Origin of the sequence: Alcaligenes sp. NLF5-7 (assembly GCF_024266725.1) — a bacterium.
Lineage (GTDB): Bacteria > Pseudomonadota > Gammaproteobacteria > Burkholderiales > Burkholderiaceae_B > Alcaligenes > Alcaligenes phenolicus.
In genome coordinates, this window is sequence record NZ_CP100755.1 from 1,766,189 (window position 1) to 1,779,492 (window position 13,304).

At 54.8% G+C, this 13,304-nt stretch carries 16 protein-coding genes and 1 pseudogene; 16 read left to right on the top strand and 1 reads right to left on the bottom strand.

The window, feature by feature from the left end; all coding sequences use genetic code 11:
• Nucleotides 1–9: 9 nt before the first annotated feature.
• From fusA to rpsQ, 16 genes and pseudogenes are all read left to right on the top strand, one after another.
• Nucleotides 10–2,112, top strand: a complete 2,103-nt coding sequence (gene fusA / locus MID00_RS08245; RefSeq protein WP_009464203.1) for an elongation factor G — start codon at nucleotides 10–12, stop codon at nucleotides 2,110–2,112.
• 77 nt (nucleotides 2,113–2,189) lie between these two features.
• Entirely contained in the window at nucleotides 2,190–3,380 is a 1,191-nt protein-coding gene (tuf, locus tag MID00_RS08250; protein WP_009462422.1) for an elongation factor Tu, read from the top strand.
• A 146-nt stretch (nucleotides 3,381–3,526) separates the two neighbouring features.
• Nucleotides 3,527–3,838: a 30S ribosomal protein S10 gene (gene rpsJ / locus MID00_RS08255; protein WP_003803053.1), complete on the top strand. Its 312-nt coding sequence runs from the start codon at nucleotides 3,527–3,529 to the stop codon at nucleotides 3,836–3,838.
• A gap of 272 nt (nucleotides 3,839–4,110) precedes the next feature.
• A pseudogene (locus tag MID00_RS20680) lies at nucleotides 4,111–5,019 on the top strand (glycine betaine ABC transporter substrate-binding protein); the annotation flags it as partial.
• A 207-nt stretch (nucleotides 5,020–5,226) separates the two neighbouring features.
• Nucleotides 5,227–6,045: a proline/glycine betaine ABC transporter permease gene (locus tag MID00_RS20685; protein WP_306459884.1), complete on the top strand. Its 819-nt coding sequence runs from the start codon at nucleotides 5,227–5,229 to the stop codon at nucleotides 6,043–6,045.
• Nucleotides 6,042–6,884 carry an ATP-binding cassette domain-containing protein gene (locus tag MID00_RS08265; protein WP_254500157.1) on the top strand — a complete coding sequence of 281 codons (843 nt, stop codon included), beginning with the start codon at nucleotides 6,042–6,044 and terminating at the stop codon, nucleotides 6,882–6,884. Before MID00_RS20685 ends, MID00_RS08265 begins: the two co-directional genes overlap by 4 nt.
• 240 nt (nucleotides 6,885–7,124) lie before the next feature.
• Nucleotides 7,125–7,799 (top strand): 50S ribosomal protein L3, encoded by a 675-nt coding sequence (gene rplC / locus MID00_RS08270; protein WP_003803046.1) that lies wholly within the window; start codon nucleotides 7,125–7,127, stop codon nucleotides 7,797–7,799.
• A 3-nt stretch (nucleotides 7,800–7,802) separates the two neighbouring features.
• Nucleotides 7,803–8,423, top strand: coding sequence for a 50S ribosomal protein L4 (rplD, locus tag MID00_RS08275; protein WP_009462425.1), 621 nt, complete (start codon nucleotides 7,803–7,805; stop codon nucleotides 8,421–8,423).
• Entirely contained in the window at nucleotides 8,420–8,716 is a 297-nt protein-coding gene (gene rplW / locus MID00_RS08280) for a 50S ribosomal protein L23 (RefSeq protein ID WP_003803043.1), read from the top strand. The genes rplD and rplW overlap by 4 nt, the downstream gene beginning before the upstream one ends.
• Before the next feature lies 1 nt (nucleotide 8,717).
• Nucleotides 8,718–9,545 carry a 50S ribosomal protein L2 gene (gene rplB / locus MID00_RS08285; protein ID WP_003803041.1) on the top strand — a complete coding sequence of 276 codons (828 nt, stop codon included), beginning with the start codon at nucleotides 8,718–8,720 and terminating at the stop codon, nucleotides 9,543–9,545.
• 12 nt (nucleotides 9,546–9,557) lie between these two features.
• Nucleotides 9,558–9,833 (top strand): 30S ribosomal protein S19, encoded by a 276-nt coding sequence (gene rpsS, locus MID00_RS08290; RefSeq protein WP_003803039.1) that lies wholly within the window; start codon nucleotides 9,558–9,560, stop codon nucleotides 9,831–9,833.
• Nucleotides 9,834–9,836: 3 nt separating this feature from the next.
• Entirely contained in the window at nucleotides 9,837–10,166 is a 330-nt protein-coding gene (gene rplV / locus MID00_RS08295) for a 50S ribosomal protein L22 (protein WP_009462426.1), read from the top strand.
• A gap of 9 nt (nucleotides 10,167–10,175) precedes the next feature.
• Complete coding sequence (gene rpsC / locus MID00_RS08300; RefSeq protein WP_003803035.1) at nucleotides 10,176–10,949, top strand: 30S ribosomal protein S3; 774 nt, start codon at nucleotides 10,176–10,178, stop codon at nucleotides 10,947–10,949.
• 3 nt (nucleotides 10,950–10,952) lie between these two features.
• A complete protein-coding gene (rplP, locus tag MID00_RS08305) occupies nucleotides 10,953–11,369 on the top strand; it encodes a 50S ribosomal protein L16 (protein WP_003803033.1) in 417 nt (138 codons plus the stop codon).
• A gap of 9 nt (nucleotides 11,370–11,378) precedes the next feature.
• Complete coding sequence (gene rpmC / locus MID00_RS08310) at nucleotides 11,379–11,570, top strand: 50S ribosomal protein L29 (RefSeq protein ID WP_003803032.1); 192 nt, start codon at nucleotides 11,379–11,381, stop codon at nucleotides 11,568–11,570.
• Nucleotide 11,571: 1 nt separating this feature from the next.
• A complete protein-coding gene (gene rpsQ, locus MID00_RS08315) occupies nucleotides 11,572–11,847 on the top strand; it encodes a 30S ribosomal protein S17 (RefSeq protein ID WP_009462428.1) in 276 nt (91 codons plus the stop codon).
• A 361-nt stretch (nucleotides 11,848–12,208) separates the two neighbouring features.
• On the opposite strand, the gene MID00_RS08320 is transcribed toward rpsQ, so the two are convergent.
• Nucleotides 12,209–13,177 (bottom strand): AraC family transcriptional regulator, encoded by a 969-nt coding sequence (locus tag MID00_RS08320; protein ID WP_254500158.1) that lies wholly within the window; start codon nucleotides 13,175–13,177, stop codon nucleotides 12,209–12,211.
• Nucleotides 13,178–13,304: the final 127 nt, after the last annotated feature.

Sequence of the window (13,304 nt, forward strand, 5' to 3'; positions counted from 1 at the left end):
CATATAACCATGGCCCGCAAAACCCCTATTCAGCGCTATCGCAACATCGGTATCTCGGCTCACATCGACGCCGGGAAAACGACCACTACCGAGCGCATCCTGTTCTACACCGGTGTGAACCACAAACTGGGCGAAACCCACGAAGGTTCGGCCACCATGGACTGGATGGAGCAAGAGCAAGAGCGCGGGATCACCATTACCTCGGCTGCTACCACTGCTTTCTGGCGTGGTATGGCGGGCAATTACCCAGAACACCGTATCAACATCATTGATACCCCCGGCCACGTTGACTTCACTATTGAAGTTGAGCGTTCCATGCGCGTGCTGGACGGCGCTTGCATGGTGTACTGCGCGGTGGGTGGTGTTCAGCCTCAGTCGGAAACCGTATGGCGTCAAGCCAACAAATACGGTGTGCCTCGTCTGGCTTTCATCAACAAGATGGACCGTACTGGCGCTAACTTCTTCAAGGTTTACGACCAGCTCAAGCTGCGTCTGAAAGCCCACCCCGTGCCTGTCGTTATCCCGATCGGCGCTGAAGAAGATTTCCAAGGCGTGGTTGACCTGATCAAGATGAAAGCAATCATCTGGGATCAAGCCAGCAACGGCGTGAAGTTTGAATACACCGACATTCCTGCCGAGCTGCAAGCTTCGGCTGAAGAATGGCGTGAAAAAATGGTCGAGTCGGCTGCTGAAGCCAGCGAAGACCTGATGAACAAGTACCTGGAAAACGGTGACCTCTCCGAAGAGGACATCAACCTGGGTCTGCGTACACGTACCATTGCCTGCGAAATTCAGCCAATGCTGTGCGGTACCGCGTTCAAGAACAAGGGTGTACAGCGCATGCTGGACGCCGTGATCGATTACCTGCCATCGCCAGTGGATATTCCACCTGTCGAAGGTACGGACGATGACGGTGAAGTCATTCATCGTAAAGCCAGCGACGAAGAGCCAATGTCCGCTCTGGCGTTCAAGCTGATGACTGACCCCTTTGTTGGTCAATTGACTTTCGTACGCGTTTACTCGGGCGTTCTGCGTTCGGGCGACACGGTCTACAACCCTATCAAGGGCAAGAAAGAGCGTATCGGCCGTATCTTGCAGATGCACGCAAACAACCGTGCCGAGCTGAAAGAACTGGTTGCTGGTGACATCGCTTCCGTGGTGGGTCTGAAAGACGTGACCACAGGTGAAACCCTGTGTGACGCCGGTCAGCACATCATTCTGGAACGCATGGAGTTCCCAGAGCCCGTGATTTCGCAGGCTGTGGAACCAAAAACCAAGTCCGACCAGGAAAAAATGGGCGTGGCCTTGTCCCGTCTGGCTCAGGAAGATCCTTCTTTCCGCGTCAGCAGCGACGAAGAATCCGGCCAGACCATTATTTCCGGTATGGGCGAGCTGCACCTGGAAGTTCTGGTAGACCGCATGCGCCGTGAATTCGGCGTGGAAGCCAACGTGGGTAAACCACAAGTGGCTTACCGCGAAACCATCCGCAAGACTTGCGACGAAATCGAAGGTAAATTCGTCAAACAGTCCGGTGGTCGTGGTCAGTACGGTCACGTTGTCCTCAAGCTGGAGCCCCTGGAAGCAGGCGGTGGCTTTGAGTTCGTTGACGCCATCAAGGGCGGTGTGGTTCCTCGCGAATTCATTCCTGCCGTTGAAAAAGGTATTCGCGAAACCCTGTCCGCAGGTGTGGTCGCTGGCTACCCAGTGGTTGACGTCAAGGCTACGCTGTTCTTCGGTTCGTACCACGATGTGGACTCGAACGAAAACGCCTTCCGTATGGCCGCTTCGATGGCCTTCAAGGATGGTATGCGCAAGGCTGCCCCAGTTCTGCTGGAGCCCACCATGGCTGTAGAAGTTGAAACCCCTGAGGAATACGCCGGTACAGTGATGGGTGACTTGTCCTCCCGTCGCGGTATGGTTCAGGGTATGGACGATATGGTTGGTGGTGGCAAGGTCATCAAGGCCGAGGTTCCTCTGGCCGAGATGTTCGGTTACTCGACCAGCCTGCGTTCGCAAACACAAGGTCGCGCTACGTACACGATGGAATTCAAGCAATATGCTGAAGCTCCAAAGAACGTGGCTGACGAAGTGATCAGCGCTCGCGGTAAGTAATAGCAATATCAGCCCGCCCTATGGCGGGCTGCTCAACAATTTTTTTGTTTTCCTGTAAAACATAATTGGGATAAATCATGGCAAAAGGTAAGTTTGAACGGACTAAACCGCACGTCAACGTCGGTACTATCGGTCACGTTGACCACGGTAAAACCACTCTGACCGCTGCAATCTGCACGGTTCTGTCCAAGGCATACGGCGGCGAAGCGCGCGATTACTCGCAGATCGACAACGCCCCTGAAGAAAAAGCACGTGGTATCACCATCAGCACGTCGCACGTTGAGTACGAAACGCCTAACCGTCACTACGCTCACGTTGACTGCCCCGGCCACGCTGACTACGTCAAGAACATGATTACCGGTGCTGCCCAGATGGACGGCGCTATTCTGGTTTGCTCGGCTGCTGACGGCCCAATGCCCCAGACTCGCGAGCACATCCTGCTGAGCCGTCAGGTTGGCGTTCCTTACATCATCGTGTTCCTGAACAAGGCCGACATGGTTGATGACGAAGAGCTGATCGAACTGGTTGAAATGGAAGTTCGTGAACTGTTGTCCAAGTACGACTTCCCTGGCGACGACACCCCGATCATCAAGGGTTCGGCCAAACTGGCTCTGGAAGGCGACGAAGGCCCACTGGGCAGCCAAGCCGTTCTGGCTCTGGCCGAAGCGCTGGACAGCTACATTCCTACGCCTGAGCGTGCCGTTGACGGTACGTTCCTGATGCCTGTTGAAGACGTGTTCTCGATCTCCGGCCGTGGTACGGTTGTGACCGGTCGTATTGAGCGCGGCATCATCAAAGTCGGCGAAGAAATCGAAATCGTGGGTATCAAAGACACGGTCAAGACCATTTGTACCGGCGTTGAAATGTTCCGCAAACTGCTGGACCAGGGCGAAGCTGGCGATAACGTCGGTCTGCTGCTGCGTGGTACCAAGCGTGAAGACGTGGAACGTGGTCAGGTTCTGGCCAAGCCAGGCTCGATCAAGCCACACACGGACTTCGACGCCGAGGTGTACATTCTGTCCAAAGAAGAGGGTGGTCGTCACACTCCTTTCTTCAAGGGCTACCGTCCTCAGTTCTACTTCCGTACAACTGACGTGACCGGCACCATCGAGCTGCCAGAAGACAAGGAAATGGTTCTGCCAGGCGACAACATTTCGATGAAAGTGTCCCTGATCGCTCCTATCGCCATGGAAGAAGGTCTGCGCTTCGCTATTCGCGAAGGCGGCCGTACCGTTGGCGCTGGCGTGGTTGCAAAAATCATCAAGTAATAAGCCTTGATCGCGGTGTGAAGGTGCAAACCTTCCCGCCGCGTCTTTGCTACCCCCAAAAGGGGTGCTTTTTAGTCAGCGTTTCTTCGAGTAATCGATAAACCCGGTCAAAAAGGCCCCACTTATATCGTTCTTTAGGATTACCCATGAAAAACCAGAAAATCCGCATCCGTCTGAAGGCTTACGATTACAAGTTGATCGATCAGTCTGCTGCTGAGATCGTAGAAACCGCCAAGCGCACCGGCGCTGTTGTTCGTGGTCCAGTACCACTGCCAACACGTATCCGTCGCTACGACATTCTGCGTTCGCCGCACGTCAACAAGACATCGCGCGATCAGTTTGAAATGCGTACCCACCAGCGCTTGATGGACATTGTCGATCCTACCGACAAGACCGTCGACGCTCTGATGCGTCTGGATTTGCCAGCCGGTGTTGACGTCGAAATCGCTCTGCAGTAATTCTGCCTAGCTGTTCGAGTTACATCGAAAGAAACGCCATGCAACCGCATGGCGTTTTTTTTCGTCTGCACGTTTCCTTCTGGCGCTGCAGGAGCAATGGCGACTGTCCGTTTATCCTGAACAGAACAAGAGCTTTGCTCTCAGGTGGTTCATGGCTAGTTCATCATGGTGTTGTTATTGGGAAAAAGCGGGTTTTGGTCTACTTTTTACGACCGGACACACTTTGCCAGGGCTACAAATGCGACGATGGGCAGGGTTGAAGGAGGACAAGAATGATAAATCGGAGAAGAAAGCCGTTCCTGGTCCTGTGGTATTTCCTGGCGCTCTGGCTATGTCTGTGGGGAAGCAGCGCATCAGCGCAAGCGTGTGCGGACGACAAACCCATACGGCTGGCGGACCTGAGCTGGGAGAGCGCAGCATTTAGCACCGAGCTGTATCAGCAGATTCTGGAGAAGGCCTACGGTTGCAAGACCGAACGGGTTCCAGGCTCCTCGGCGGCTTTGGAAAGTGCGCTGGCGCAAAATGATATTCAAGTAATTGGCGAGATCTGGTCGGGACGTACCGAGATCATTGAAAAAGCCATTGAAGCCGGCCAGGTGCAGGTACTTGGTAATACCCTGAAGGGTGGGGCAGAACAGGGCTGGTATGTGCCGGATTATGTCATCGATGGCGACCCGGACAAGGGAATCAAGCCAACTGCACCCGATCTACAGAAAGTTGAGGATTTAGGGCGCTACGCCACTGTTTTTAGTGACCCGGAACAGCCCAATAAAGGCCGCTTCTATAACTGCCCCTCCGGCTGGGTATGTGAAACCTTCAATAGTCGCCTGTTCAATCTCTATGGTTTGGGCGAGCACTATCAAAACTTTCGGCCCGGTACGGGTGCGGCTCTGGATGCGGCAATCAGCGCCGCCTATGACAGACGTGAACCCATCCTGTTCTATTACTGGCAGCCTGCGGGTCTGATGGCTAAATATTCCTTCAAGAAGTTAGCTAGCGCGCCTTTCAATGAAAGCTGTTGGGAAGCCGCTGTGTCGGGCAAGGGCAAGATCTGCCCGACGGACTTTATCCTGGCGCATATAGGCGTAGCGGCTTCTACTCCTTTCGTGGAGTCTTATCCCGAGCTGGTGGCCTTGTTTGAAAAGATCCAGCTGGAGCCCGAGCAGATGAACAAGATCATTTTGGGCATGACCGAAGGCGGGCAGAACGCCAGTACGCAGGTACAGAAGTTCCTGAAAGAAAACGAAGAGCAATGGCGTCAGTGGATGCCAGTGGCTCAGGCAGATCGCTTGCAGGCTGCTTTGGAGCCTCAAGCAACAAAACCAGTAGCCACAGCGCAGTCCCGTTTCTTCCCGGAGTGGTCGGCTGCTGATTGGGTGAACCGTCAGTTGCTGGTTGCCGTACAGGATTGGGGAACAGGATTTCGTCAGATCAGTGCCTGGATTCTGACGCATGCCATCTTGCCGGTAGAGCGTGTGTTGCAGCAGGTGCCTGCCTGGGCGATTCTGGCGTTGACCGGTTTGCTGGCCTGGTGGGGACAACGGCGCTTTTTGCCTGTTCTGCTCTATGTAGCGGGCCTGTACTTGATAGGCGCCATGGGTCTGTGGGACAAGCTGATGCAAACCTTCACCTTGGTGCTGGTGGCCACAGTCTTTTCTGTGCTGATTGGCGTCCCGGTTGGCATTCTTAGTGCTCGTAGCCGTCTGCTTAGAAAAGTGCTGACGCCCGTACTGGATGTGATGCAAACCATGCCCAGTTTTGTGTATCTGATCCCGGTACTGATGCTGTTCGGTCTGGGTAAGGTTCCCGCCGTTTTGGCCACTGTTGTCTATGCCGTCCCTCCCTTGATTCGCCTGACCAGCCTGGGCTTGCGACAGGTGGACAAACATGTGATGGAAGCAGCCCAGGCGTACGGGGTTACACGCTGGCAAATGCTGACCAAGGTCACCTTGCCGCTGGCGCGGCCCAGCATCATGGCCGGTATTAATCAAACCACCATGATGGCCTTGTCCATGGTGGTAGTTGCTTCCATGATTGGAGCCCAGGGTTTGGGTGAAGACGTGCTGGCTGGTATTCAGACACTGGATATAGGACGTGGTTTGCAGGCGGGGGTGGCGATTGTGATCCTGGCCATTGTTATTGACCGAATCTCTCAATCCTTTGGTCGTTCTCAGCGTCACCGTCGCAAGGTCAGGAGGCAAGCATGAATACCATTCCTACCCCCTCGGGTGAGCAGGCCTGCAAGATAGAACTGCGAGACGTTTATAAGGTCTTTGGGAGCCGGGCGACCGAAGCCGTAGAGCTGTTAAAGCAGGGGGCCGACAAGCAGGCCGTGCAAAAGCAGACGGATTGCATCGTAGGCCTGGCAGGGGTCGATGCCTGCTTTCCCGCGCAGCAGATATCCTGCGTCATGGGTTTATCCGGTTCGGGCAAATCCACGCTGGTGCGTCACATCAACCGTTTGATCGACCCCAGTGCCGGGCAGGTGTTGGTGGATGGGCAGGACATATTGCAGCTGGACATGGCCAGCTTGCGACAATTTCGTCGCTATGGAATCAGCATGGTCTTTCAGGCCTTTGGCTTGCTGCCCCATTTGACGGTGGTGGAGAACGTCGCCTTCGGTCTGGAGGTCCGAGGAGACAAGCGTTCACAGGCCAGAGAGCAGGCTCGGCAATGGCTGGAGCGCGTGGGTCTGCATGATTATGCCGATAACTATCCGGACGAATTGTCAGGCGGGATGCAGCAACGAGTAGGACTTGCCCGAGCCTTGGCCGTTGATGCAGACATTCTTTTGATGGACGAAGCCTTCTCGGCCCTGGATCCCTTGATTCGCTACGAGATGCAGGACGAGCTTTTACGCCTCCAAAGCAGCCTGAACAAAACCATCATCTTTATTACTCACGATATTGATGAGGCATTACGGCTGGGCCAGCATATTGTGGTGCTACGTGAGGGCAGGGTGGAACAAAGCGGCACGCCCGTTCAAATCCGCGATGAACCGGTGAACGAATACGTGGCTCGTTTTGTCAATAAGGCGCACCAATAGAAAATGCGCAGCAGATCAATTTTTCTGGTTCAGACTGCATAGCCAAGCACCCCGAATTCAAAAAAACTGTTGTCAATCAAGCAGTTTAGGGCGGAATTTTGCAGTAAATCTTGCTTGGCTTTACAGCCGCGTGCTATATTTACTAGCTTAGCCAAAAAGTTTTGGCTATGGTCGTCGCGCAAATTATTGCGTGTACTCTCAGTTAGCCCTGACCAATCGTAGTCAGGAATGGAGAAAACGATGTCGAACTCGACACCTACGCCTGCCGCGTGGCGGCTGGGCCTTGTTGGGCGTAAAGTTGGCATGACCCGTGTGTTTACAGAGGAAGGCGAGTCCATCCCTGTGACCGTGCTGGACGTGTCCAACAACCGCATCACCCAGGTCAAGACGCCCGCAGTTGACGGTTACGCTGCTGTACAGGTTGCCTTTGGCACCCGTCGTGCAACACGCGTTACCAAGCCCCAGGCAGGGCACTATGCAAAAGCTGGCGTTGAAGCTGGCAGCATCCTGAAAGAATTCCGCCTCGACCCCGCTGCTATCGCCGAGCTTTCCGCCGGTTCCGTAGTTGCTGTGGAAAGCATTTTCGAAGCGGGTCAGAAGGTTGACGTTACGGGCACCACGATCGGTAAAGGCTTTGCCGGTACCATCAAACGCCACAATTTTGGCGGCCAGCGTAACAGCCACGGTAACTCGCGCTCGCACCGCGTACCCGGTTCCATTGGTCAAGCCCAGGATCCAGGCCGTGTGTTCAAAGGTAAAAAAATGTCGGGCCATATGGGTGACGTTACCCGTACGGTTCAGAATCTTGACGTGATCCGCGTCGACGCCGAGCGTGGCTTGTTGCTGGTCCGGGGCGCTGTCCCAGGCCACAAGAATGCCAATATCGTTGTGCGCCCTGCTGTGAAAGGAGCCTAATCCATGGAACTGAAGCTCCTGAACGAACAAGGCCAAGCTGCATCCACATTGCAGGCCAACGAAACCGTTTTCGGTCGTGAATTCAACGAAGCACTGGTTCACCAGATCGTTGTTGCATACCAAGCCAATGCTCGCAGCGGTAACAGCAAGCAATTGACTCGTGCCGAAGTCAACCACAGCACCAAGAAGCCATGGCGCCAGAAAGGCACCGGCCGCGCTCGTGCTGGTATGACATCCTCGCCCGTGTGGCGTGGAGGCGGTCGTGCATTCCCCAACACCGGTGAAGAAAACTACGCACACAAGGTCAACAAGAAGATGTACCGCGCCGGTATCAGCGCGATTCTGTCTCAGTTGGTCCGTGACGAGCGTCTGTTGGTTGTTGATTCCTTCACTCTGGAAGCACCCAAGACCCGTCTGGCAGCCAACAAGCTGAAAGACCTGGGCCTGGAATCCGTGCTGATCATCACCGACGCGCTGGACGAGAACGTGTACCTGGCTACGCGTAACCTGCCTCACGTTGCTGTGGTTGAACCACGCTACGCCGACCCGCTGTCCCTGATCCACTACAAAAAAGTGTTGGTCACCAAAGCGGCTGTCGCTCAGTTTGAGGAGATGTTGGGATGAACGCCGAACGTCTATTGCAAGTAATTCTGGCTCCTGTCGTGACTGAAAAAGCCACGTACGTTGCCGAAAAAAATCAGCAAATCGCTTTCCGCGTCGCTCCTGATGCTACCAAGCCTGAAATCAAAGCTGCTATTGAACTGCTGTTCAAAGTAGAAGTTGAGTCGGTGCAGGTGCTCAATCAGAAGGGCAAGGAAAAGCGCTTTGGCCGTTTCATGGGTCGCCGCCGCAGTGTGCGCAAGGCATATGTCTCGCTCAAGCCCGGTCAGGAACTCGACTTTTCTGAGGTGAACTAATATGGCATTGGTAAAAGTAAAACCAACGTCGCCAGGTCGCCGTGGCATGATCAAAGTGGTTCACCCTGAACTGCACAAAGGCGCTCCTTACGCGGCTTTGCTGGAAAAGAAATCCAGCAGTGCTGGCCGTAACAACAACGGCCACATCACGGTTCGTCACCGTGGCGGCGGTCACAAGCAGCATTACCGTATTGTCGACTTCCGTCGCAACAAGGACGGTATTCCTGCGAAAGTAGAACGTCTGGAATACGACCCTAACCGCAGCGCTCACATCGCATTGGTGTGCTACGCAGACGGCGAGCGTCGTTACATCATCGCCCCTCGTGGTCTGGAAGTGGGTGCAACGGTTGTGTCTGGCGCGGAAGCTCCTATCCGTTCCGGCAACACTTTGCCTATCCGCAACATTCCTGTGGGTCAAACCATTCACTGCATCGAGATGCTGCCTGGTAAGGGTGCTCAAATCGCTCGTTCCGCTGGTGGTTCCGCTGTGTTGCTGGCTCGTGAAGGCACGTACGCTCAAGTGCGTCTGCGTTCCGGTGAGGTTCGCCGCATTCACATCGACTGCCGCGCCACGATTGGCGAAGTCAGCAACCACGATCACAGCCTGCGTCAAATCGGTAAAGCCGGTGCTGTTCGCTGGCGTGGTATTCGTCCTACCGTTCGCGGTGTGGCGATGAACCCAGTCGATCACCCGCACGGTGGTGGTGAAGGTCGTACGGGTGAAGGCCGTGAGCCAGTCAGCCCATGGGGTACTCCTGCCAAGGGCTACCGCACCCGTCGTAACAAGCGCACAGACAACATGATTGTTTCGCGCCGTAAGCGCAAGTAAGGGGCGAACACTATGTCACGTTCGATCAAAAAAGGCCCATTCGTTGATGCTCACCTGATCAAAAAGGTTGACGCAGCCGTTGTGGGTAACGACAAGCGACCAATCAAAACCTGGTCGCGCCGCTCTACCATCCTGCCCGAGTTCATTGGGCTGACGATTGCCGTTCACAATGGCCGTCAACACATTCCCGTTTATATCAACGAGAACATGGTTGGCCACAAGCTCGGCGAGTTCGCCTTGACCCGTACTTTCAAGGGTCACGCTGCGGACAAAAAGGCCCGGAGATAAGTGATGGAAACTACAGCAATTATTCGTGGAGTCCATATTTCGGCGCAAAAAGCACGTCTGGTTGCGGACATGGTCCGCGGCAAGTCCGTCGCTCACGCTCTGAATACGCTGACTTTCACTCCCAAGAAAGCCGCTGGCATCATCAAGAAAGCTCTGGAATCGGCTATTGCCAACGCTGAGCACAATGACGGCGCCGACATCGACGAACTGAAAGTCACCTCCATTTACGTGGACAAGGCTCAGTCGTTGAAGCGTTTTTCTGCACGAGCCAAAGGCCGCGGTAACCGTATTGAGAAGCAGACTTGCCACATTGTGGTCAAAGTCGGCGCTTAAGGAGTCACAATGGGACAGAAAATCCACCCAATTGGGTTCCGCCTGGCTGTTAACCGTAACTGGAGCTCGCGTTGGTACGCTGACGGTGCTGAGTTCGGTACGATGTTGGCTGACGACATCCGTGTGCGCGAATACCTGAAACGCAAGCTGAAAAGTGCGTCCGTTGGCCGTGTGGTCATCGAGCGTCCTGCCAAGAATGCTCGCATCACTATTTACTCGGCTCGTCCTGGTGTAGTGATCGGCAAGCGCGGCGAGGATATCGAAAGCCTGAAGGCTGACCTGCAGCGCCTGTTGGGCGTGCCAGTGCACGTTAACATCGAAGAAATTCGCAAACCTGAAACCGACGCTCAACTGATCGCCGACTCCATTGCTCAGCAATTGGAAAAGCGCATCATGTTCCGTCGTGCGATGAAGCGTTCCATGCAAAACGCCATGCGTCTGGGTGCCCAAGGCATCAAGATCATGAGCTCGGGTCGCTTGAACGGCATCGAAATCGCTCGTACCGAATGGTACCGCGAAGGCCGTGTGCCTCTGCACACCCTGCGCGCTAACATCGATTACGGTACTTCCGAAGCGCACACGACGTACGGGATCATCGGTATCAAGGTCTGGGTCTACAAGGGCGACATGCTGCCTAACGGCGAAATGCCTGTTGACACCGTAGCCCCTGAAGAGCGCCGCCCACGTCGTCCACGTGGTGACCGCCCTGAAAACCGCCGTCCAGGTGGTCGTGGCCGCGGTCCTCGTAAAGACGCTGCTCCTGCTGCGTCCGAAGGAGAATAAAACATGCTGCAACCTTCTCGCAGAAAGTATCGCAAAGAGCACAAAGGCCGTAACACCGGTCTGGCTACTCGCGGTGCGCAAGTTTCGTTTGGCGAATTTGGTCTGAAAGCCACTGACCGTGGCCGTCTGACTGCTCGCCAGATCGAAGCAGCACGTCGTGCAATTAACCGTCACATCAAACGTGGTGGCCGCATCTGGATCCGCATCTTCCCCGATAAGCCAATTTCGCAGAAACCTGCCGAAGTTCGTATGGGTAACGGTAAGGGTAATCCAGAGTTCTGGGTCGCTGAGATTCAACCAGGCAAGGTCCTGTACGAAATGGAAGGTGTTAGCGAAGAGCTGGCACGCGAAGCATTCCGTCTGGCCGCTGCCAAGCTGCCTATCTCGACGACGTTCGTAACGCGTCAGATCGGTGCTTAAGGAGACGTCATGAAAGCCAGCGAACTCCGTACTAAAGATGCCGCCGAGCTCCAAAAAGAGCTCGAGAGCCTGTTGAAAGCACAATTTAACCTGCGCATGCAGCGTGCTACTCAACAGCTTTCCAACACCAGCCAATTGGGCAAAGTACGTCGCGACATCGCTCGCGTCCGTACCGTCATGGCTGAGACCGCAGGAAAGTAAGATGAGCGAAACTCAAACTACCGCAAAACGTCAACGTACCCTGATCGGTCAAGTTGTCAGCAACAAGATGGACAAAACTGTCGTCGTTCTGGTTGAACGCCGCGTTAAACATCCCTTGTATGGCAAGATCATCGTCCGCTCCAATAAATACAAAGCGCACGACGAGACCAACCAGTACAACGAAGGCGATACCGTTGAGATTACCGAAGGCCGTCCTATCAGCCGCAGCAAGTCCTGGACTGTTGTGCGTCTGATCGAAGCAGCCCGCGTGATCTAAACGCTTGCTCAGATGTCCAGGCTTCGGCCTGGCTCTGGTAGGTCAAAAACCCCGATCTGTTTACAGATTGGGGTTTTTTTATGCTTGTCCACTTTGCTGTTGCTCATAGACAGGAGCAATGTTCGTATTTCGTCTTGTTGCCCGTCATGGCGCTTAAACCCGCAGCTGAACTGAATGATCAAGCTTGGGGCTTAGCGGCTTGTATGCGTAAGCCGGAAGCCTTCACAAAAAAGCGGGAACAGCTTGTTCTATTCTGTGCGGTGGCAACTATGGGGCGAGGGCTATATCGTGCCAGCTACCCTGCATACGTGCTCGGGGTAGGACGACAATCTGGGGGTCAGAGTTGTAGCAGCTTGCTGACTTATGGACGCGCGTCTTGCTTGCGCCATTGCGCCGGGCTGAGACCCACACTGCGTCTGAACGCGGCGCTGAATGCGGCCGCAGAGCTATAACCGATACGCTCGGCAATCTGCTCCATGGTCAGACCTTGCTCCAGCTGACGCTTGGCCAGCTGCATACGTAGTTGCAACAGTACTTGGGCTGGCGCCATCCCGCACAGCAAGGTAAAGCGGCGGTGAAAGGCAGCGCGTGACATGTTCAAGTAGGCGGCCATATCGTCCACCGACCAGGCTTTGGCGGGTTCACGCAGCAGCTGCTCGATCAGGCCACCAAAGGCAGGGTCACTTGCCAGATGAATCAAGCCGGCGGGCAGGGCACCTTCGGTGGGTGTCTGTCCTATTTGCTGGCGCAAGGTATAGAACAACAACAGCTCCACCAACTTTTCCAGCAGGCTGGAGTTGGCTTGCGGCTGGCGTCGCATTTCGGCCTGGATCAAGTCCAGCAAAGGGCGTCCTGAATCTGCATCTGTCTGAGAACCATCAATCAACAAAACATCAGGCACGGTCGCCAGCAGCAATTCGCTCAAACCACGGCCCAGATCCAGAAAGCCACAGAGCAAGCCCGTACTGTGTGGCACTTGTGGCTCCAGGCTCTGCATGGTTTGTCGCCGCATGGTCGTATTCCAGTCTGGCGGCGTGGGCGATGAGCTTAGGCGATGGGGCACATCCCGCAAGAAGAACACCGCATCACCCGCCTGCAAGGCCAAGGCTTCCTGATGCTGAATATGCAGCCAGCACGGCCCATGCAAGACCACATGAAAGCCTGCGCGTTGGTGCCCGTGCAGGCTGCTTTCCCATTGATTGCAGTATTGCCCCAAGTGAAACAGGCTGGCCGAGATCTCCAGCCCGGACAAGAGCAGTTCCTCCACAGGGTGTCCTGTGTCTTTGGAGTCGACAGCGCAATGGCTGTCAGGAAAGGCAGAGTCGCTCATGCAGAAAATATGCTTATTTCTTTTCGTGGATATTTTTAATATGAATACCGCTATGTTCGCACATGGAGATAAGGCGCCAGTCAATCGACAATGAAACCTTCTCGGATTAACTAAGGAATTGTCGCCA

What these genes read in the sequence shown, in the direction of transcription:
- fusA (WP_009464203.1), top strand. Translation starts at nt 10, where the DNA reads ATGGCCCGCAAAACCCCTATTCAGCGCTATCGCAACATCGGTATCTCG.
- tuf (WP_009462422.1), top strand. Translation starts at nt 2,190, where the DNA reads ATGGCAAAAGGTAAGTTTGAACGGACTAAACCGCACGTCAACGTCGGT.
- rpsJ (WP_003803053.1), top strand. Translation starts at nt 3,527, where the DNA reads ATGAAAAACCAGAAAATCCGCATCCGTCTGAAGGCTTACGATTACAAG.
- MID00_RS08265 (WP_254500157.1), top strand. Translation starts at nt 6,042, where the DNA reads ATGAATACCATTCCTACCCCCTCGGGTGAGCAGGCCTGCAAGATAGAA.
- rplC (WP_003803046.1), top strand. Translation starts at nt 7,125, where the DNA reads ATGTCGAACTCGACACCTACGCCTGCCGCGTGGCGGCTGGGCCTTGTT.
- rplD (WP_009462425.1), top strand. Translation starts at nt 7,803, where the DNA reads ATGGAACTGAAGCTCCTGAACGAACAAGGCCAAGCTGCATCCACATTG.
- rplW (WP_003803043.1), top strand. Translation starts at nt 8,420, where the DNA reads ATGAACGCCGAACGTCTATTGCAAGTAATTCTGGCTCCTGTCGTGACT.
- rplB (WP_003803041.1), top strand. Translation starts at nt 8,718, where the DNA reads ATGGCATTGGTAAAAGTAAAACCAACGTCGCCAGGTCGCCGTGGCATG.
- rpsS (WP_003803039.1), top strand. Translation starts at nt 9,558, where the DNA reads ATGTCACGTTCGATCAAAAAAGGCCCATTCGTTGATGCTCACCTGATC.
- rplV (WP_009462426.1), top strand. Translation starts at nt 9,837, where the DNA reads ATGGAAACTACAGCAATTATTCGTGGAGTCCATATTTCGGCGCAAAAA.
- rpsC (WP_003803035.1), top strand. Translation starts at nt 10,176, where the DNA reads ATGGGACAGAAAATCCACCCAATTGGGTTCCGCCTGGCTGTTAACCGT.
- rplP (WP_003803033.1), top strand. Translation starts at nt 10,953, where the DNA reads ATGCTGCAACCTTCTCGCAGAAAGTATCGCAAAGAGCACAAAGGCCGT.
- rpmC (WP_003803032.1), top strand. Translation starts at nt 11,379, where the DNA reads ATGAAAGCCAGCGAACTCCGTACTAAAGATGCCGCCGAGCTCCAAAAA.
- rpsQ (WP_009462428.1), top strand. Translation starts at nt 11,572, where the DNA reads ATGAGCGAAACTCAAACTACCGCAAAACGTCAACGTACCCTGATCGGT.
- MID00_RS08320 (WP_254500158.1), bottom strand. Translation starts at nt 13,177, where the DNA reads ATGAGCGACTCTGCCTTTCCTGACAGCCATTGCGCTGTCGACTCCAAA.